At 68.2% G+C, this 18745-nt stretch carries 19 protein-coding genes and 1 pseudogene; 11 read left to right on the forward strand and 9 right to left on the reverse strand.

The window, feature by feature from the left end; genetic code table 11:
• Positions 1-2: 2 nt before the first annotated feature.
• From H289_RS0121090 to H289_RS0121100, 3 genes are read right to left on the reverse strand one after another with little or no spacing between them, the layout of a single operon-like run.
• Positions 3-191 carry a hypothetical protein gene (locus H289_RS0121090; protein WP_020102811.1) on the reverse strand — a complete coding sequence of 63 codons (189 nt, stop codon included), beginning with the start codon at positions 189-191 and terminating at the stop codon, positions 3-5.
• Positions 188-1291 (reverse strand): NlpC/P60 family protein, encoded by a 1104-nt coding sequence (locus H289_RS0121095; protein WP_020102812.1) that lies wholly within the window; start codon positions 1289-1291, stop codon positions 188-190. The genes H289_RS0121090 and H289_RS0121095 overlap by 4 nt, the downstream gene beginning before the upstream one ends.
• The gene (locus H289_RS0121100) at positions 1285-1590 is read right to left on the reverse strand and encodes a type VII secretion target (RefSeq protein WP_196810057.1); all 306 of its coding nucleotides are present in this window, start codon (positions 1588-1590) and stop codon (positions 1285-1287) included. Before H289_RS0121100 ends, H289_RS0121095 begins: the two co-directional genes overlap by 7 nt.
• A 50-nt stretch (positions 1591-1640) precedes the next feature.
• On the opposite strand from H289_RS0121100, the gene upp reads away from it, so the two are divergent.
• Positions 1641-2264 (forward strand): uracil phosphoribosyltransferase, encoded by a 624-nt coding sequence (upp, locus tag H289_RS0121105; protein WP_020102814.1) that lies wholly within the window; start codon positions 1641-1643, stop codon positions 2262-2264.
• A gap of 60 nt (positions 2265-2324) precedes the next feature.
• On the opposite strand, the pseudogene H289_RS0121110 reads toward upp, so the two are convergent.
• Positions 2325-3821: pseudogene (locus tag H289_RS0121110) on the reverse strand (phospho-sugar mutase); the annotation flags it as partial.
• Positions 3822-3829: 8 nt separating this feature from the next.
• Positions 3830-4690: a purine-nucleoside phosphorylase gene (locus H289_RS0121115; protein WP_081633489.1), complete on the reverse strand. Its 861-nt coding sequence runs from the start codon at positions 4688-4690 to the stop codon at positions 3830-3832.
• Between the two features lies 1 nt (position 4691).
• Here H289_RS0121115 and H289_RS0121120 point away from each other — a divergent pair, with 1 nt between their 5' ends.
• The 3 genes from H289_RS0121120 (at position 4692) to H289_RS0121130 (ending at position 8185) form a co-directional block, all read left to right on the forward strand.
• Complete coding sequence (locus H289_RS0121120; protein ID WP_036421082.1) at positions 4692-5903, forward strand: M20 family metallopeptidase; 1212 nt, start codon at positions 4692-4694, stop codon at positions 5901-5903.
• Positions 5900-7069, forward strand: a complete 1170-nt coding sequence (locus H289_RS0121125; protein ID WP_020102818.1) for a M20 family metallopeptidase — start codon at positions 5900-5902, stop codon at positions 7067-7069. Before H289_RS0121120 ends, H289_RS0121125 begins: the two co-directional genes overlap by 4 nt.
• Positions 7070-7297: 228 nt before the next feature.
• The gene (locus tag H289_RS0121130; protein WP_020102819.1) at positions 7298-8185 is read left to right on the forward strand and encodes a type IV toxin-antitoxin system AbiEi family antitoxin; all 888 of its coding nucleotides are present in this window, start codon (positions 7298-7300) and stop codon (positions 8183-8185) included.
• Between the two features lie 60 nt (positions 8186-8245).
• Here H289_RS0121130 and H289_RS0121135 read toward each other — a convergent pair whose 3' ends face one another.
• Positions 8246-8713 carry a gamma-glutamylcyclotransferase family protein gene (locus H289_RS0121135; RefSeq protein ID WP_029105535.1) on the reverse strand — a complete coding sequence of 156 codons (468 nt, stop codon included), beginning with the start codon at positions 8711-8713 and terminating at the stop codon, positions 8246-8248.
• A 60-nt stretch (positions 8714-8773) separates the two neighbouring features.
• On the opposite strand from H289_RS0121135, the gene H289_RS0121140 reads away from it, so the two are divergent.
• The 4 genes from H289_RS0121140 to H289_RS0121155 all read left to right on the forward strand — a co-directional run bounded on the left by H289_RS0121140 (position 8774) and on the right by H289_RS0121155 (position 13835).
• The gene (locus H289_RS0121140) at positions 8774-10189 is read left to right on the forward strand and encodes an NAD(P)H-quinone dehydrogenase (protein ID WP_020102821.1); all 1416 of its coding nucleotides are present in this window, start codon (positions 8774-8776) and stop codon (positions 10187-10189) included.
• Between the two features lie 73 nt (positions 10190-10262).
• Entirely contained in the window at positions 10263-12008 is a 1746-nt protein-coding gene (locus H289_RS0121145) for a glycerol-3-phosphate dehydrogenase/oxidase (protein ID WP_020102822.1), read from the forward strand.
• Positions 12009-12010: 2 nt separating this feature from the next.
• Positions 12011-12859, forward strand: a complete 849-nt coding sequence (locus tag H289_RS0121150) for a pseudouridine synthase (RefSeq protein WP_029105536.1) — start codon at positions 12011-12013, stop codon at positions 12857-12859.
• A 205-nt stretch (positions 12860-13064) separates the two neighbouring features.
• The gene (locus H289_RS0121155; RefSeq protein WP_020102824.1) at positions 13065-13835 is read left to right on the forward strand and encodes an SDR family NAD(P)-dependent oxidoreductase; all 771 of its coding nucleotides are present in this window, start codon (positions 13065-13067) and stop codon (positions 13833-13835) included.
• Positions 13836-13840: 5 nt separating this feature from the next.
• Here H289_RS0121155 and H289_RS0121160 read toward each other — a convergent pair whose 3' ends face one another.
• Complete coding sequence (locus tag H289_RS0121160) at positions 13841-15022, reverse strand: geranylgeranyl reductase family protein (protein WP_020102825.1); 1182 nt, start codon at positions 15020-15022, stop codon at positions 13841-13843.
• A 179-nt stretch (positions 15023-15201) separates the two neighbouring features.
• Here H289_RS0121160 and H289_RS0121165 point away from each other — a divergent pair, with 179 nt between their 5' ends.
• Positions 15202-15468 (forward strand): UBP-type zinc finger domain-containing protein, encoded by a 267-nt coding sequence (locus tag H289_RS0121165; protein WP_020102826.1) that lies wholly within the window; start codon positions 15202-15204, stop codon positions 15466-15468.
• Positions 15469-15574: 106 nt separating this feature from the next.
• Positions 15575-16213, forward strand: coding sequence for an HD domain-containing protein (locus H289_RS0121170; protein ID WP_029105537.1), 639 nt, complete (start codon positions 15575-15577; stop codon positions 16211-16213).
• A 69-nt stretch (positions 16214-16282) separates the two neighbouring features.
• Here the strand turns inward: H289_RS0121170 and H289_RS0121175 are convergent, their stop codons facing one another.
• The gene (locus tag H289_RS0121175; protein ID WP_020102828.1) at positions 16283-16831 is read right to left on the reverse strand and encodes a YceI family protein; all 549 of its coding nucleotides are present in this window, start codon (positions 16829-16831) and stop codon (positions 16283-16285) included.
• Positions 16832-16958: 127 nt separating this feature from the next.
• Here H289_RS0121175 and H289_RS0121180 point away from each other — a divergent pair, with 127 nt between their 5' ends.
• On the forward strand, positions 16959-18104 hold the full coding sequence (locus H289_RS0121180; protein WP_036421022.1) for a GTP-binding protein: 1146 nt from the start codon (positions 16959-16961) through the stop codon (positions 18102-18104).
• Positions 18105-18111: 7 nt separating this feature from the next.
• On the opposite strand, the gene H289_RS0121185 is transcribed toward H289_RS0121180, so the two are convergent.
• Positions 18112-18720 (reverse strand): TetR/AcrR family transcriptional regulator, encoded by a 609-nt coding sequence (locus H289_RS0121185; RefSeq protein ID WP_020102830.1) that lies wholly within the window; start codon positions 18718-18720, stop codon positions 18112-18114.
• Between the last annotated feature and the right edge of the window lie 25 nt (positions 18721-18745).

Genomic DNA, 18745 nt, shown 5'->3' on the forward strand with positions numbered 1-18745 from the left:
GCCTATCGACGTGTGGGTTCGGCCACGCTGGGGGCATCTTGTCGGTGCAGATCGTCGCGCAGGTGGCGGAGGACGGCGCCGGCGGCTTCGGCGTCGTGGCCCGGCGTCGACAGCTCCGCGGCGGCGCGCTTCAGTACCGCGAGCGCCGCGCGGGCACGGGCCATCGCGTCGTCGTAGTCGGCAGCGGTCATGCCGTCGGGCGGAAGAAGCCGTGGAAACCCTGATTCAGGTTGGTCGTTCGGATCGGGGACAGCTGCACCGGATCGCCTGCTTCCACCATGAGGCCGTTCCCGACGATCATCGCGACGTGGCCATCCCAGACCGCCAGGTCACCCGGGCGCAGCGAGCCGCGGTCCACGGCGGCGCCGACGTCCTGCTCCTGCGCCAGCCGCGGCAGGTTGAGTCCGGCCTCGTGATACGCCCACTGCGTCAGGCCGCTGCAGTCCAGCCCCACGCCGGGCGTCGTGCCACCCCACACGTACGGCACACCGAGTTGGGTGAGGGCGTGCCGCACCGCGTCGGCAGCGACTTTGTTGGGTGCGGTGGCGGTACTGCCGTCGGGCAGCGTGATGGCTTCACCGGCACCGAATTTCTCGGGGTCGGGTGGCCGGCGGTGGTTTCGTGCTCCGAGCGCGGTCTGGGCGGCGTGCGCTGCGGGAGTGGCGAGTGCGCCGAGTCCGCTGCCCCAACCGGCGCCCTGTCCCGACGACGTGCCGAGGCTCGGCACGTTCATGCCCGGCCCGGCCCCTGATCCGCTTGCCTCCCAAGGTGACCCGTGACTCGGGGGTACAGGGGCGCTCGTCGTCGCGGTGATCTGCTCGGCCTGAGCGGCGAGCTCGGTGTGCAGCTCGTCGACGACGGTGATGGCCTCATCGAGGGCGCGGCCGGCTTCGTCGATGAGCGCGGCGGCGTCGGCCGGGGATTCGAGGGTGGCTTCCAGTTCGGTGGCCCTGGCCTCGAAGTTCCGCAGGATGGTGTCGAGTCGTTCGCGGGCCCGGGTCACGGCGGCTGCGGCCAGCTCCGTGTGCGTGCTCAGCTGACCGGCCGACAGCGCCATCGCCACGATGGCGGTGACCGCCGCGCTCGCGAACTGGCCCGCGCTGCCTGCTGCCGCGCCGGTCCACTGGCCCTGGGCCTGCTGCCACGTACTGTCTGCGCCGGCCGCGACGCCGTCGAGACCGGACTGCACCGCGCGCAGGGCTTCGGCCGGATCGGGGCCGGCTGGACCGACCAACGCCCGCACCTCCCGGATCGGGGCCGCCAGTGCGGCGGCCAGCGAGCCCGTCACCACCAGGTTCCGATCCGGCCGCCGACGCTCTGGTCGGCGTCGATGAAGTTGTCCGCGGTGGCAGTGGCCGTTGCGGCGCCGGTGTCGAGATGGGCGCTGAGGCGATATGCCAACTGGGCCTGCTGGTGCGTCGCCTGTGCCAGGGCTGCGGCAAAGGCTTCGCCCACGGGCCCGAACACGTTGAACTGTCGCGCGATGGCGGTCAGGTCCGCGGCGTGCGCGGCCAGCTCGGTGCTGTGACCGCGGTAGTCCGCGGACAGGCTGTGCAGGGCTGACGGGTCCACGGTCAGGTTTCCGATCATGTGGATAAGACGGCCGCCGCGCCGGTTCGGTTCCATTAATGTTGGCGCCCATGGATGTCCGGGTCGTCGATCACCCACTGGCCGCGGCGCGGCTGACCACGCTGCGCGACGAGCGCACCGACAATGCCGGGTTCCGGGCCGCATTGCGCGACCTGACGCTGATGTTGGTCTACGAGGCCACACGCGCGCTGGCGAGCGAAGAGCTGCCGGTGCAGACCCCGGTAGCGACGTGCACCGGTTCGCGGCTGTCGAACCCGCCGTTGTTGGTCCCGGTGCTGCGGGCCGGTCTGGGCATGGTCGACCAGGCACACGCGCTGATTCCGGAGGCTCAGGTCGGCTTCGTCGGCATGGCCCGTGACGAGACCACGCACCAGCCGACGCCGTATCTGGAGTCCCTGCCGGCGGACCTCAGTGGCCGGCCGGTGATGGTGCTCGACCCGATGCTGGCCACTGGTGGGTCGCTGGCGTACACCCTGCAGCTCCTGGTCGACCGCGGCGCCGACGACATCACCGCCGTGTGCGTGGTGTGTGCGCCGGAGGGAATTGCGTTGGTGGAGAAGGCGGTTCCGTCACTGAAGTTGTTCACTGCCACCGTCGACACCTCGCTGAACGACGATGCCTACATCGTGCCGGGCCTGGGTGATGCGGGGGATCGGCAGTTCGGTCCACGCTGACGGTGACGTTGCGCGTCTCGGCGTGTCGTCTTGTCTTGCAACACTTGCGGTCTGGAGCTGTCAGGCCGGGGCCAGCAGGTCAGCCACGGCGGCCCGGATTCTTGCCAGTTCTGATTCGGCGACGGCCCGCGAGGCAGCCAGATCGGCAGTCGGCGGCTTGCCGACTTCGATGTAACACTTGATCTTCGGCTCGGTTCCCGACGGGCGCACCGCCACCCGCAGGCCGTCGCCGGTGAAGATCAGGGCGTCGGTGCGCCGCTGGCCGCGGAGTTGAGCCAGGTCCTCGAGACGGACCGGCACACCCGCGATCTGAGTCGGTGGCTCGGCGCGCAGGCGCACCATCACCGCGTCGGCATCGGTGTGTACCGAGACCGCGCCGGTGACGTGGACGCCGAATTTCGCGGCCAGCGCGTCCAGCCGATCCTGCACCGTCTCGCCTTGATCGCGCAGTGCCACAACCAGATCGCAGACCACCACGGCCGCACTGATGCCGTCCTTGTCGCGGACGGCGTCGGGGTCGACGCAGTGCCCGATGGCCTCTTCATAGGCGTACCGCAGCGTGGCACCGGGGATGTCGTTGTCGGCGCGGGCGAGCCATTTGAAGCCTGTCAGGGTTTCGACGTGGTGGGCCCCGTACGCGGCGGCGATCTTCGCGAGCAGCTGCGACGAGACGAGTGAGCTGGCGACCACCGTCTTCTTGCCTTCGTCGTGAGCCAGGTTCGACAACAGGTAATCGCCCAGTAGCCAACCGGTTTCGTTGCCGGACAGCATGCGCCAGCCTTGTGCGGTCGGGATCCCGACGGCGCAGCGGTCCGCGTCGGGATCGAGGGCGATGGCGACCACGGCGTCGTTCTCGGCGGCCAGCGCCAACAGTAGGTCGGTGGCGCCGGGTTCCTCGGGGTTAGGGAATGCGACGGTGGGGAAGTGCGGGTCGGGTTCGAACTGTGTTGCGACCGTGTGGATATCGGTGATGCCGGCGCGGTTCAACACGTCGACCGCCAGCGCGCCGCCGACGCCGTGCATGGCCGTCAACGCCACCCGGACGTCGCCTCGGGCCCGGCGTAGCGACCCGGCCCGTCGCGCGTACTGCCCGATGAGGGTTTCGTCGGTGGGCGTGACGAGCTGCCGGGCGATCTCGGCCGGCGCCTGGCGCATCGCCGTTTCGATGTCGAGGTCGGTGGGCGGGACGATCTGGATGCCGCCGTCGAAGTACACCTTGTAGCCATTGTCGGCCGGTGGATTGTGCGACGCGGTGATCTGTACGCCGGCAACAGCATTGAGCTGCCGCACCGCATATGCCACGACCGGGGTGGGCGCCGGATGGGGGAGCAGGACGACGGAAAACCCCTCGGCGGCAAAGATTTCCGCCGTCGCCGTCGCGAATTCGTCGGAGTGGTGCCGCGCGTCGCGACCGACGACAACCGTCGACCCGCCCAGGCAACGGTCCTTGAGCACCTTCGCCACGGCCCAGGTCGCGCGGCTAACGGTGGTGACGTTCATGGCGTCGAGGCCCTCACGCATGGGGCCACGCAGGCCTGCGGTGCCGAAGGTCAGGGGTGTGCCGGTCACAACCGCGCCAGCACCTCGCCCAGCAGCGTCCCCATCCGGGTCGCTGACTGGCGTCCGGCTTCCAGGACCTCGGCGTGGCTCAGCGGCTCGCCGGTCATCCCGGCCGCCAGGTTGGTCACCATCGAGATGCCCAGCACCTCGGCGCCGCCGGCGCGGGCCGCGATGGTCTCGTGCACCGTCGACATGCCGACCAGATCGGCGCCGAGGGTCCGCAGCATCCGGATCTCGGCGGGCGTCTCGTAGTGCGGGCCGGGCAGCCCGGCGTACACCCCTTCGGTCAGCGACGGGTCGACCGCGCGGGCCAGCGCCCGCAGCCGCGGTGAGTAGGCGTCGACCAGGTCGACGAACTGCGCCCCCACCAGCGGCGACCGCGCCGTCAGGTTCAGGTGGTCGCTGATCAGGACCGGCTGGCCCACCGAGTACTCCGCGCGCAGGCCGCCGGCGGCGTTGGTCAGCACCACGGTGCTCGCGCCGGCCGCGATGGCGGTGCGCACCGGGTGGACGACATGCCGCAGGTCGTGGCCCTCGTAGGCGTGGATGCGGCCCATCAGGACCAGCACATTGCGGCCGCCGACCTGCAGCGCGAGTACCTGGCCGCCATGACCCGACGCGGTCGGTGGGGTGAATCCGGGCAGGTCACCCATCGCGATGGAGGCTGTCGGCTCGCCCAGGACCGCGGCGGCCGGCGCCCAGCCGGAACCGAGGATGACAGCCACATCGAAGCCGGCGATGCCGGTGCGGTCACGGATGCCGGTGGCGGCCGCAGTGGCGGCGGAGTCAGGGGTGGCCTGCGGATCGGTCACGGCGTCCACCTTAGTTGCCGACCGCGGCCGAACGGGCCGGTGCGATACTTCCATGATGCTCACGGGAGACGCGCTGCAGACGGTCACCGATGCCGTCGCGCGTCACCGTGCCGATCTGATCGAGCTGTCGCACTCGATCCACGCCGAACCGGAACTGGCTTTCGCGGAGCACCGGAGCTGCGCCAAGACCCAGGCGCTCGCGGCCGAGCGCGGCTTTCACGTCACCCGGGCCGCTGGTGGTCTGGACACCGCATTTCGTGCCGACTACGGCAGTGGCGAGCTGGTGGTCGGCATCTGTGCCGAGTACGACGCGCTGCCCGGCATCGGACATGCGTGTGGGCACAACATCATTGCCGCATCGGCGGTCGGCACCGCGCTGGCACTGGCCGAGGTCGCCGACGAGATCGGCATCACCGTGGCGTTGATCGGCACGCCCGCCGAAGAGGCCGGCGGCGGGAAAGCGTTGCTGCTGAACGCCGGCGTGTTCGACGACGTCGCGGCATCGGTGATGCTGCACCCCGGGCCGGTCGACATCGCGGGCGCGCGGTCCCTGGCGCTGTCGGAGGTGTCGGTGGCCTACCGCGGACGCGAGTCGCACGCCGCCGTCGCGCCCTACCTGGGCATCAATGCCGCCGATGCGGTGACGGTCGCGCAGGTGGCGATCGGGCTGCTGCGTCAGCAGTTGACGCCGGGCCAGATGGTGCACGGCATCGTCACCGACGGCGGTCAGGCGCCGAATGTGATTCCGGCGCATACGGAATTGCTGTACACGATGCGGGCCACGGACTCGGCGTCGCTCGACGAGCTGGAAGTGCGGATGTTCTCCTGCTTCGCGGCCGGCGCCTTGGCGGCGGGCTGCACGCACGAGGTGACGGAGGTGTCGCCGCGGTACGACGCGCTGACGCCCGATCCGTGGTTGACGACGGTGTTCCGCGCCGAGATGGAGCGTCTGGGCCGTACCCCGCTGCCGACGGACCTGGAAGTGTCTGTGCCGCTTGGTAGTACCGACATGGGTAACGTCACGCAGGTGATGCCGGGTATCCACCCGGTCGTCGGGATCGAGGCCAACGGGGCGTCGATCCACCAGCCGGAGTTCACCGCGGCCGCGGCGGGGCCGAGTGCGGACAAGGCCGTGACCGAGGGTGCGATCATGTTGGCGCGCACCGTCGTTGCGCTGGCGCAGACACCCGACGAGCGGGCCCGGGTATTGCAGAAGATGGCGGACCGGGCAGCGGTTCAGCGACAAGTGAAGGCAGGGCGCGGATGACCCTCTCGGACCACGCCGAGCGCTGGCTGGCCACGAACTACGGTGACCTGGTCGGCTGGCGGCGGCATCTGCACGCCAACCCCGAGTTGGGCCGGCAGGAGTTCGAGACCACCAAGTTCGTCGCGACGCGGCTCGCCGAGGCCGGGTTGAACCCGAAGATTCTGCCCGGCGGCACCGGTCTGACGTGTGACTTCGGCCCCGAGGACCGGCCGCGGATCGCCCTGCGTGCCGACATGGACGCGCTGCCGATGGACGAGCGCACCGGCCTGCCCTTCGCCTCGACGGTCCCCAACGTGGCGCACGCCTGCGGGCACGACGGCCACACCTCGGTCTTGTTGGGCGCCGGGCTGGCGCTGGCGTCCGCGCCGACGCTGCCGGTCGGCGTGCGCCTGGTGTTCCAGGCCGCCGAGGAGCTGATGCCCGGCGGCGCCCTGGACGCGATCTCCGCGGGCGCGCTGGCCGGGGTGTCCAGAATCTTTGCGTTGCACTGTGATCCGCGGCTCGAGGTCGGCAAGGTCGCCACGATTCCGGGGCCCATCACCTCGGCCGCCGATCAGATCGAGATCGCTCTGCACTCGCCGGGTGGGCATACGTCCCGCCCGCACCTCACGGGTGATCTGGTCTACGCGCTCGGCTCGCTGATCACCGGCGTCCCCGGCATCCTGTCGCGCCGCGTCGATCCGCGGCACAGCACCGTCATGGTGTGGGGCGCGGTCAACGCCGGGTTTGCCTCGAACGCCATTCCGCAGACGGGCACCCTGGCCGGCACCATCCGCACCGCCAGCCGTGACGCCTGGGTCGAGATGGAATCGATTGTCCGCGAGATCGTTTCGTCGCTGCTTGAGCCGCTCAACGTGGATCACACGGTGCTGTACCGCCGTGGCGTCCCGCCGGTGGTGAACGAGGAGCTGTCGACGCGGATCATGACCCACGCCATCGAGGCGCTGGGCCCCGATGCGCTTGCCGACACCAAGCAATCCGGTGGCGGCGAAGACTTCTCGTGGTATCTCGAAGAGGTGCCGGGCGCCATGGCGCGCCTGGGCGTGTGGCCCGGCGTCGGCCCGCAACTCGACCTGCACCAGCCCAACTTCGACCTCGACGAACGCGCCCTCGCCGTCGGCGTCCGGGTGCTGGTCAACATCGTCGAGCAGGCCGCTGCCTTTTAGCCGCGAGCGGCGCGTGGGTGTCTGCTCATCCCGCGAGCGGCCGTGTTTGTACGCCGACACGCCGTGTTTGCCGTGCATTGAGGGGCCGCTCACGGATGGCGAGGGGCCGCGAACTGCGCACTGATCTGCGTGCCCTCCACGTACCGCGAAATTCCACAGTTCGTGATTGATCCACAGATCACGTGAAGCGTCTTTCGGCAGCCGCCGTCGATACCGAGCATCGATGTTGTGAACGCCGACCTACAAGCGCTGTTCGACCGCCAGTATGGGGTGGCCACCAGCGCTCAGATTCTGCAGGTGCTGTCCCGCAGGACCTTTGACTCCCATCTCAAAACGGGTGCACTGGAACGTATTTGGCAAGGCATCTACTCACGCGGTGAGCCCGACGATTGGACGCGCTTGCGCGGCCTTGACCTCGCGGCGGGCAAGCCGGTCCCGGTGTGCCTGGGGACGGCGGCGGCGCTCTACGGATTCGACACCGAGAATCCGAAGGATCTGCACGTCCTCAATCCAGTGGGTTCGCACCTTCGGCACGCCGACGGTCTGGTGATCCATCGCCGCGACGGCGCACCGATGGCGATCGCGCAGGGGAGGCCTGCGACCGCGCCGGCATGGACTGCGATTGAAGTGGCGCGCTCATTGCGAAGGCCGCGCGTACTGGCGACGCTCGATGCTGCTCTGCGTTCCGGTACCTGCGACCGGGTGGAGCTGTCGCGGGCGGTGACCAAGCAGGCCGGACGTCGCGGAATCGTCGTCGTGAGGGAGATGTTGCCCATCGCGGATCCACGCGCCGAGTCGCCGATGGAGAGCGAGGCGCGCCTCGTGATGATCGATGGTGGCCTACCGATGCCCGAGCTGCAGTACGAGGTCATCGACGGCCGGGGAAAGTTGCGTCGGCTGGATTTTGCGTGGCCGCAGTACATGGTCGCCGCCGAGTACGACGGATTGGATTGGCATAGCGGACCGGATGCGATGTTGGCCGACCGCGAGCGCAGCTCGGCACTGATGGACGTCGGATGGACGGCGATCTCGATGGTGTTCGAGGACGTCCGGTATCGCCCGGACGAGTTGGTCGCACGAATCAATGCGCAGTTTGGTCGCGCTCAGGCCGCGTGAGTGGCCTCAAATTGCACGCGAAACACGGTGTGTCGCTGTACAAACACGGCCGCTCGCGGGTTAAGGACCGATGTTGCGGGAGGGGCGCGTGCGGAGGTGGTGGACGTAGTCCGCGGGGGCGCCGGCGATCTCGGCTGCCTCGGCCATGACGCCGAGGTACCGGGCTGAGGGCAGGCCGCCTTCCCAGGCGTCGACCACGTACAACCAGGCCAGCACGGGCTCGGTCGAGGTGTCCGACGACACCCGGTGCACCCGGCAGCGGATCTTCTTGTGGATCCCCAGCTCGGAGCCTTCCCAGCGGTCCAGGCGTTCCTCGTCCTCGCGGGTCATGTCGTAGAGCACGACGAAGACCTTCGAGAGCGGATCCTCGACCAGCGTCGCCAGCGCGCCCTCCCAGCCGATGTCCGCGCCGGCGAACGTCAGTCGCCAGCCGTGCAGCCACCCCGTGGCCGCCATCGGAGAATGAGGGGCCCGCTGAAGCATCTGCTCCGGATGCATGTTCGATCCGTAAGCGGCGTAGAGCGGCACCCGGCAAGCCTACGGCTTGTTGTCCGGCGACCAACACCCAACTCGGGGTTAGATGTAGCCGTGGCTACCCGCATCGTGATCATCGGCGGCGGTCCCGCCGGATATGAGGCAGCCCTGGTTGCCGCCGGTTACGGCCCGCAGGCAACCGAGGTGACCGTCGTCGACCGTGACGGCATCGGCGGTGCCTGCGTGCTCTGGGACTGCGTGCCGTCCAAGACGTTCATCGCGTCCAGCGGCGTGCGCACCGAGCTGCGTAGGGCCGACGGGCTGGGCTTCGACATCAAGATCGAGGACGCCAAGATCTCGTTGCCGCAGATCAACAACCGTGTCAAGACGCTGGCGCGCAGTCAGTCGGTCGACATCGGCGGGCAGCTGTTGCGGGCCGGCGTCAACGTGGTGGCGGGTTGCGGTGAGCTGGTCGACAGCATTCCGGGAATGGCCCATCACCGGGTCAAGGTCACGACGCCCGATGGCCGGACCGGCGTGCTCAAGGCCGACGTCGTGCTGATCGCCACGGGCGCCAGCCCCCGCGTGCTGCCCAACGCAAAACCCGACGGCGAACGCATCCTGAACTGGCGTCAGCTGTACGACCTCACCGACCTGCCCGAGCACCTGGTCATCGTGGGTTCCGGTGTCACCGGCGCCGAGTTCTGCAATGCCTACACCGAACTCGGCGTCAAGGTCACGGTCGTGGCCAGCCGCGACCAGATCCTGCCGCACGAGGATTCCGACGCCGCCGCGGTGCTGGAGGAGGTGTTCTCCGAGCGCGGTGTGACGTTGGTCAAGAACGCCCGCGCCGATTCGGTGGTCCGTACCGAAACCGGCATCAAGGTGAGCCTGGCCGACGGCCGCGTCGTGGAGGGCAGCCACGCGTTGATGAGCATCGGGTCGGTGCCCAACACCTCGGGCCTGGGGCTGGAGAAGGCCGGCATCGAGCTCGGCCCCGGCAACTACCTGACGGTCGACCGGGTCTCGCGCACCAAGGCGCCGGGCATCTACGCGGCCGGCGACTGCACGGGCCTGCTGCCGCTGGCCTCGGTGGCCGCCATGCAGGGCCGCATCGCGATGTATCACGCTCTGGGTGAAGGGGTTTCGCCGATCAAGCTGCGGACGGTCGCGGCCGCGGTGTTCACCCGCCCCGAGATCGCCGCCGTCGGGGTGCCGCAGTCGGCGATCGACGCCGGCACCGTCCCCGCCCGCACACTGATGCTGCCGCTGACCACCAACGCCCGAGCCAAGATGTCGTTGGTGCGGAGGGGTTTCGTCAAGATCTTCTGCCGGCCCGCCACCGGTGTGGTGATCGGCGGTGTCGTGGTGGCACCGATCGCCTCCGAGCTGATCCTGCCGATCGCGCTCGCGGTGCAGAACCGCATCTCGGTGACAGACCTCGCTCAGACGTTGTCGGTGTATCCGTCGTTCTCGGGCTCGATCGTCGAGGCGGCACGCCGGCTCATGGCTCATGACGATCTGGACTGACGCGCGAACAGGGCCGACCACGTAGGCTCGGTCACGCAAGGCCTACCGACGAGTAACCACGAGGAGTTCCGCAGTGAGTGACCCGATTCCCGGTCCGGGCAATGGGCAGACCCTGCTGAGTCCCGCGCAGCGCGAGACCGCGTGGAATCGGTTGGGCTCCGAGCAGTTCGACGTCATCGTGATCGGCGGCGGTGTCGTCGGTGCCGGTGCGGCGCTCGACGCGGCGACGCGCGGCCTGAAGGTCGCACTGGTCGAGGCGCGCGACTTCGCGTCCGGCACCTCCAGCCGCAGCAGCAAGATGTTCCACGGCGGCCTGCGCTACCTGGAGCAGCTCGAGTTCGGTCTGGTGCGTGAGGCGCTGTACGAACGCGAACTGTCCCTGACGACGCTGGCGCCGCATCTCGTGAAGCCGTTGCCGTTCCTGTTCCCGCTGACCAAGCGGATCTGGGAGCGTCCCTACATCGCCGCCGGCATCTTCCTGTACGACCAGCTGGGTGGCGCCAAGTCGGTGCCCGCCCAGAAGCACCTGCTCAAGGCCGGCGCGCTGCGGCTGGCACCCGGGCTCAAGCGCAGCTCGCTGATCGGCGCGATCCGCTACTACGACACCGTCGTCGATGACGCGCGGCACACCATGACCGTCGCCCGCACCGCGGCGCACTATGGCGCCGTCGTCCGCACCTCGACGCAGGTCGTGGCACTGCTGCGCGAGGGTGACCGGGTCACGGGCGTCCGGGTCCGCGACTCCGAGACCGGTGCGGTGACGGAGGTGTGCGGCCACGTCGTGGTCAACGCCACCGGCGTGTGGACCGACGAGATTCAGGCCCTGTCGAAGCAGCGCGGCCGGTTCCGGGTCCGCGCCTCCAAGGGCGTGCACATCGTCGTCCCGCGGGACCGCATCGTCAGCGAAGTGGCGATCATCCTGCGCACCGAGAAGTCGGTGCTGTTCGTCATCCCGTGGGGCACACACTGGATCATCGGCACGACCGACACCGACTGGAACCTCGACCTGGCGCACCCGGCGGCGACCAAGGCCGACATCGACTACATCCTCGGGCACGTCAACAAGGTGCTGGCCACCCCGCTCAACCACGACGACATCGACGGCGTCTACGCGGGCCTGCGCCCGCTGCTGGCCGGTGAGAGCGAGGAGACCTCGAAGCTGTCCCGCGAGCACGCGGTCGCGGTGCCGGCCCCGGGCCTGGTGGCCATCGCCGGCGGCAAGTACACCACCTACCGGGTGATGGGCGAGGACGCCATCGACGCGGCCAGTGAGTTCGTGCCGACGCGGGTGGCGCCGTCGATCACCGAGAAGGTGCCGCTGCTGGGCGCCGACGGCTACTTCGCGCTGATCAACCAGACCGAACACGTGGGCCAGCACTACGGTCTGCATCCCTACCGGGTGCGGCACCTGCTGGACCGCTACGGCTCGCTGATCGGCGAGGTGCTGGACATGGCTGCCGACCGGCCCGAGCTGCTGGAACCCATCACCGAGGCGCCGGTGTACCTGAAGGTCGAGGCCTGGTACGCGGCCGCGGCCGAGGGTGCCCTGCACCTCGAGGACATCCTGGCCCGCCGCATGCGGATCTCCATCGAGTACCAGCACCGCGGCGTCGACTGTGCCCGCGAGGTCGCGGAAGTTGTTGCGCCGGTGCTGGGTTGGAGTGCCGAAGACGTCGACCGCGAGGTCGCGACGTACCTGGCGCGCGTGGAGGCCGAGGTACTGTCGCAGACGCAGCCCGACGACGAATCGGCCGATGCGCTGCGCGCGGCGGCTCCCGAAGCCCGGTCCGAGATTCTCGAGCCGGTACCGCTCGATTGAGTCTGCCCGTCCGTCCCGGATACGAGGGGATCGGGCCTGCCCGGCTACGGGTGCACGGCGGGCCGGTACTGGCTGAGCTGCGGTCCCGGTTCGGCGACGAGGCGGCCGCGAAAGTCCTTGCCGGCGAGGTGCTTTGCGCTGACGGATCGGTTGTCTCCGACGCGACGGAGCTGCCGGTCGGCGCGTTCATCTACTGGTACCGGGACCTGCCCGACGAGGTCGTCGTCCCGTTCGACGTGCCGGTGCTGTACCGCGACGAGAACATCGTCGTGGTCGACAAGCCGCACTTCCTCGCCACCATGCCGCGCGGTGGGCACGTGGTGCAGACGGCGCTGGTGCGGCTACGGCGGGCCATGGGGTTGTGGGAGCTCTCGCCGGCACACCGGCTGGACCGGCTGACTGCCGGCGTGCTCGTGTTCACCGCCCGCCGCGAGGTCCGTGGGGCGTATCAGACGATGTTCGCCTCGGGTGGGGTGTCCAAGACGTATCTGGCGCGGTCGTCGGCCGGGACGCTGTCCGGGCCCGTCGAGCTGCGAAATCGAATTGTGAAGCGGCGCGGTTCTTTACAGGCCGTCATCGAGCCCGGCGACGTCAACGCGGTGACTCTCGTCGAGCCGGTGGGGGATGGTCTGTTCCGGCTGACGCCCGCCACGGGCCGGACCCACCAGCTGCGCGTGCACATGAACTCGCTCGGGTTGCCCATCGACGGTGACCCGTTGTACCCCACGGTGCTTGATGTTCCTGCCGGTGACTTCTCGACGCCGCTTCAGCTGCTGGCGCATCGGCTGGCGTTCGTCGATCCGGTGACGGGGGCGGAGCGTGAGTTCGTGAGCGGGCGCGAATTTCAGTAGTCCGTCGCCTCTCCCTTGGCATGTTCGATCTGAAGCCGTCAACTTTCCCTGACGCGTCAAGGAAAGTTGACCGCTCCAAATCGCAAGTGCCGCAGGAGAGCCGACACGCCGACCGGTGACACGCCGACATTCGCTTGGCGGCATTGTGCCCGCTCAATGGTGCGATCCGGCAGGCACCGCAAAACCCTGTGATCTACTGCTAGCCATGGACCGCACCACATTTGACCGCCTGTTCGACATGACCGACCGCACCGTCATCGTGACCGGCGGGACGCGCGGTATCGGCCTCGCCATGGCCGAGGGGTTCGCGCTGGCCGGTGCCAATCTGGTGGTGGCCAGCCGCAAGCCCGACGCGTGCGAGGCCGCGGCCGAGCATCTGCGTGGACTGGGTGGCAAGGCGATCGGCGTGCCCGTGAACATGGGCAACCTCGACGATCTCGACCGGCTGGTGGACGCCACCGTCGCGGAGTTCGGCGGCATCGACGTTCTCGTCAACAACGCGGCCAACGCGCTGGCTCAGCCGCTGGGTGAGATGACGCCCGAGGCGTGGGCCAAGTCGTACGACTCGAACCTGCGTGGTCCGGTGTTCCTGATCCAGAAGGCCTTGCCGCACTTGAAGGCGAGCCCGGCCGCGGCGGTCCTGAACATGTCGTCGGTCGGCGCCTTTCAGTTCGCGCCGTTCGTGTCGATGTACGCCGCGGGCAAGGCGGCGCTGCTGTCGTTCACCCGCTCGATGGCGGCCGCCTACGCCGCCGACGGCATCCGGGTCAACGCCATCGCACCCGGTCCTGTCGACACCGACATGGTGCGGAACAACCCGCAACCGATGATCGACGCGATGGCGTCCAACACGCTGTTGAAGCGGCTGGCCAACCCCGACGAATTGGTGGGCACCGCGCTGCTGTTGTGTTCGGGCGCGGGCAGTTACATCACCGGGCAGGTTGTCATCGTCGATGGTGGCGGGACGCCGCGCTAGGGCCGTCAGTACGTATGCAGGGGGCCGTACGACTTCCCGTACATCACTCTGAGCGCGCCGGCGCGGACGAATCCTTTGTCGAGCAGCTTGATGCCCGTGTTCGGAATGGCCGGGATACCGGCGAGCTTGTGTCCGAAGCGGCCCATCCGGTACTCCCGGCCCCAGGCAGCGTCCAGCCGCTGGGTGTAGTTGGTGAAGTCGTCGGGGCCGCCGTTCTGCAGCGCCGCGATCACGCATTCGCCGGCGACCAGGCCGGCCTCGAGCGCCTTCGAAATGCCCGCGCCGGAAACCGGTTTGGCGGCGCCGAGTGCGTCGCCGGTGAAGACGACGCCCGGCCGCCACGGCGGCCACGCGGTGAAACCCATCGGTAGTCGCCACGCCCGAACACTCTTGCTCTTCTTCAATTCCGCGATCGACGGCAGCTCCCAGTCATGCGGCAGGGATGCCAGGAATTCGCCGAGTAGCTGCGTGGCGTTGATGGCCTGCCAGTTGCGGTAACAGTTGACATAGCCGACGCCGATGTTGAGGACGCCGTTGCCCATCGGGAACACCCAGCCGTAGCCGGGCAACTGGTCGCCCTGGAACTGCAGCTTGAGGTGGATGTCGAGCGAATCGGTGTCGGGCCGGTTGGTGTGCATCTCCGCGCGGATCGCGATGGCCGAGTAGCCGTTGTACCGCGAGTCGATGTTCAGCGCTCGCTTGACGGGCGAGTACGCGCCGTCGGCGGCGATGACCGCGTCCGCCGAGATCTTCTCCCCGGTCTTGAGGACCAGGCCGACCACCCGACCGGCGGCATCGAGTTCAGGGCCTGCCGCTTCGGCGCCCTCACGTACTTCTGCGCCGGCCTTTTCGGCGTGCCTGAGCAACACGGTGTCCAAATGCGTACGGCTGACGGTACGTCCGTGGTCGGGCATCCCGGGGCGCCGCGGGAAGGACATCTCCCATCGGCTCGGGCTGAACACCGTGACGCGGTCGACCCGGTGGAAGGTGGAGACTTCGTCGGCCAGGCCCATCTTCTGCAGGTAACTGACGGCGCGGGCGGTCAATCCGTCGCCACACGGCTTGTCCCGGGGAAACTCCGCTTTGTCCACGACCAGTACCTTGGCGCCCACCTGCGCCGCCTGCCATGCGGCGGCCGAGCCCGACGGACCACCACCAGCGACGACGACGTCATACCGCTGTGCCATCGTCCCGCCCCGTCCGTCCCGAAGTGGCTCCAGTTCATCAGGTTTCGTGTGGAGCCGCCAGGTGGCCAACTTACCGGTGCGGGTCGTCGACCATCTGGCGTTGGCGGAACGATCGCAGATCGGACGTGCGGCCGGGCGCGTCCCGGTAATCCGGGCGCGACGGGGCTACCGTGGATGGCGTGGCATCCATCTTCGGCGACTCGCACTTGAAGAACGTCCGCCTGGTCACCCCGCAGACCACGAAGGGCTGCCAGGACTGCATCGCGGCCGGCACCCGGTGGGTGCATCTGCGGCTGTGCCTCACGTGCGGCCACGTCGGCTGTTGTGATTCGTCGCCGATGAAACACGCCAGTGCGCATGCAAAGACGCCGGGCCACGAGATCGTGCAGTCCTTCGAGCCGGGTGAGAACTGGCGGTGGTGCTACGTGCACGAGAAGTACGTCTGACCGTGTCCTGATCTGTGGGATGCATGGCTCCGCGTGCTCTGTAGGTACGGCCGATCCGCGGACAAAATGGACTGTGTCCAATCAAGTCCGACGGAAGTTGCGAGCCATGCCCGAAGTTATTGCAGGAGTGACGATTCCGGACACAGAGCTGGTCCGGGAGGCCACCTCGATCGTTCGGAAGTCGACCGACGACACCTTGTTCAACCACTCCCGCCGGGTGTTCCTGTGGGGCTCGTTGAAAGCGGCCGCGCGCGGCCTCGACGTCGACCCGGAACTTGCCTACGTGGGCGGCATGTTCCACGACCTGGGTCTGACCACGGAGTACGGCACGACGCATCAACGATTCGAGATCGATGGGGCCGACCTGGCTCGAAAACTGTTGCTGGACTTCGGTCGTAGCGAGCAGGAGGCGACGAATGTGTGGCTGGCGATCGCGTTGCACACCACGCCAGAGGTTCCGCACCACCTGGCGCCCGAGGTCGCGGTGGTGATTCTGGGCGTCGAAACCGACGTCATCGGACTGGGTCTCGACGAGATCAGCGAAGAGCAGCGCGCCGAAGTGGTTGCCGCCCATCCGCGTCCCGACTTCAAGAACCGCATCCTGCGGGCATTCAACGACGGCATGGTCAACCGGCCGCTCACCACGTTCGGAACGATGAACGACGACGTGCTCGCACACTTCGATCCGTCGTTCGAACGCACGAACATGGTTGATCTCATTCAGCGCAACGCCTGGCCGGAGTAACGGCGGCGAGGGCAATGCCGGGCCGGGCGACAGGACAAAGGGAAAACCCGGCCCGGCATTGCCGTCGAATCAGGCCTGCTTGACGGCCTCGATGTCGAGGGTGATGGTCACCTTGTCGCCGACGACGGCGCCACCGGTCTCCATCGGCAGGTCGAGGTCGACGCCGAAGTCCTTGCGGTTGATGACAACTGACGCTTCGTAGCCGGAGACCTCGCCGTTGCCCATGCCGGGGCTCACACCGTTGAACTCCAGGTTCAGGGTGACCGGGCGGGTGTTGCCCTTGATCGTCAGGTTGCCGTCGAGCAGGTACGCATCGCCGTTGGGCCGCACGGCGGTCGAGACGAAGGTCGCGACGGGGTGGTTCTCGGCGTCGAAGAAGTCGGCCGACTTGACGTGGCCATCGCGCTGCTCGTTGCCGGTGTTGAGGGACGTCACGTCGATCTCGGCGGTGACCGACGGGGTGCCGTCGGCATCGACGGTGATGGCACCGCTGAAGTTCTCGAACTTGCCGCGGACCTTGCTGACCATCAGGTGGCGTACCGAGAACTCGACCGTGGAGTGTGCGGTGTCGATCGCCCAGGTGCCGACGCTGAGGGGAGAGGTTGCGGTGGAGGTCATGTGCCTGTCCTTTGCTTGGTTCGAGGGCCGGCTTGTCCGGCCTCTGACGATCTCCAACCGGACTACGGTCCGGATTATTTCCGACCGCCGGCTCGCATTCCTTAATGAAAATGATTATCGTTAAGGCATGCCCTCGACCTCAGCTGACCTGATCCCTGTGACCGTGCTTTCGGGCTTCCTGGGAGCCGGCAAAACGACGCTGCTCAATCACATCCTCGCCAACCGGGAGGGTCGCCGGGTTGCGGTGATCGTGAACGACATGAGCGAGGTGAACATCGACGCGGCCCTGATTGCCGGCCAGGGTCACCTCGACCGGACCGAAGAGAAGCTCGTCGAGCTCACCAACGGATGCATCTGCTGCACGCTGCGTGAAGACCTCATCACCGCGGTCGCGGATCTGGCCCGGCAGAACCGATTCGACCAGATCGTGATCGAATCGACGGGCATCTCCGAGCCGATGCCGGTGGCGGCGACCTTCAGCTGGGAGTTCGAGGACGGCTTCGTCCTTGCTGAGCTCGCCCGCCTCGACACGATGGTCACCGTCATCGACGCGTGCACCTTCCTGCCGGAACTGGCGCGCGGGGAAGCGCTCACCGACCGGAACCTCGCGGTGGCCGACGGCGACGGGCGCAACATCGCCGACCTGCTGGTCGATCAGGTCGAGTTCGCCGACGTCATCCTCATCAACAAGACCGACCTCGTGAGCGCCAAGACGATCGCGACCGTCGAGGCCGTCGTGCGGCGTCTGAATCCCAACGCGCGGATCGAGCGCACCGAGCACGGGATCGTGCCGCTGGCAACCGTTTTGGACACCGGATTGTTCGATCCGGAACTTGCCGCGGAGGCGCCCGGGTGGGACGAAGAGATCGCCAACGGGCACACCCCCGAAACCGAGGAATACGGCATCAGCAGCATGACGTTCCGCGCTGACCGTCCGTTCCATCCGCAGCGACTCGCCGACGCCCTCGATCAGGTGCGAGGTCTGTTGCGCAGCAAGGGTTTCTGCTGGATCGCCACCCGGCCGAACATCGCCGCCATCTGGTCGCAGGCCGGCCCCAACCTCACCATCGAGCCCGCCCAGTACTGGACGAGCACCGACATCGAGCCCGGTCAGGAGATCGTTTTCATCGGTATCCGCCTCGAAGCAGGCAAGGTACGAGCGCTTCTCGACGCGGCGCTCCTCACCGACGACGAAGTGGCGGCCGGCACGAGCGCCTGGCTGCGTTACGCGGATCCGCTGCCGGCGTGGACCGCGGCGCACAGTCACGTCTGAATCCGGGCTACCGGCCTGGCGCGAGGTCGCCGAGCAGGTAGCGCTGCAGTGTGACGCCGAGGTCGGCGGCGAGCTGTTCGTTCGAACGGTTGGCCAGCGGTTCGAGTCCGATGACGTACCGCGCCATCGCGAAACCGTTGACCTGTGACATGACGAGCGCGGCGCGGTAGTCGGCATCGGCGGAGCCCAGTCCTTCGGCGATGGGCGCAATGATCTTGCGCGCCAGGAAATCCCGGACCAGCTTCGCGGCTTCCGGTTCGGCCGTGGCGGCGCGCACCATGCCGATCATGGGTTGTCGCCGCACTTCATCGTCGAGAACCTCGAGGATGAACGTCGCCAACCGCAGCCCCGCCGAGTCCTTGTCGCCGTCGAGCACCCGGCCGATGACCGTGGCGGGCTCGACCGGCAGCTCGACCACCGCGAGGAACAGGTCGCGCTTCTTGCCGTAGAAGTGGCTGACCAGCGCCGGGTCGACGCCGGCCTGCAGCGCGATCTGCCGCAGGGAGGTCCGCTCGTATCCCAATTCCGCGAACAGCTTTCGTGCGGTTTCCTCGATCGCCTCACGCGTGCCGCTGGGGCCCGGGCGGCGTCCACCGCGGGTGGGTCGCTGGCTCATTCGACTCCCTGATTCACAGAATTCT

The sequence above is a fragment of the Mycobacterium sp. 360MFTsu5.1 genome (assembly GCF_000383495.1).
In the GTDB taxonomy this organism is placed as follows: domain Bacteria; phylum Actinomycetota; class Actinomycetes; order Mycobacteriales; family Mycobacteriaceae; genus Mycobacterium; species Mycobacterium mucogenicum_B.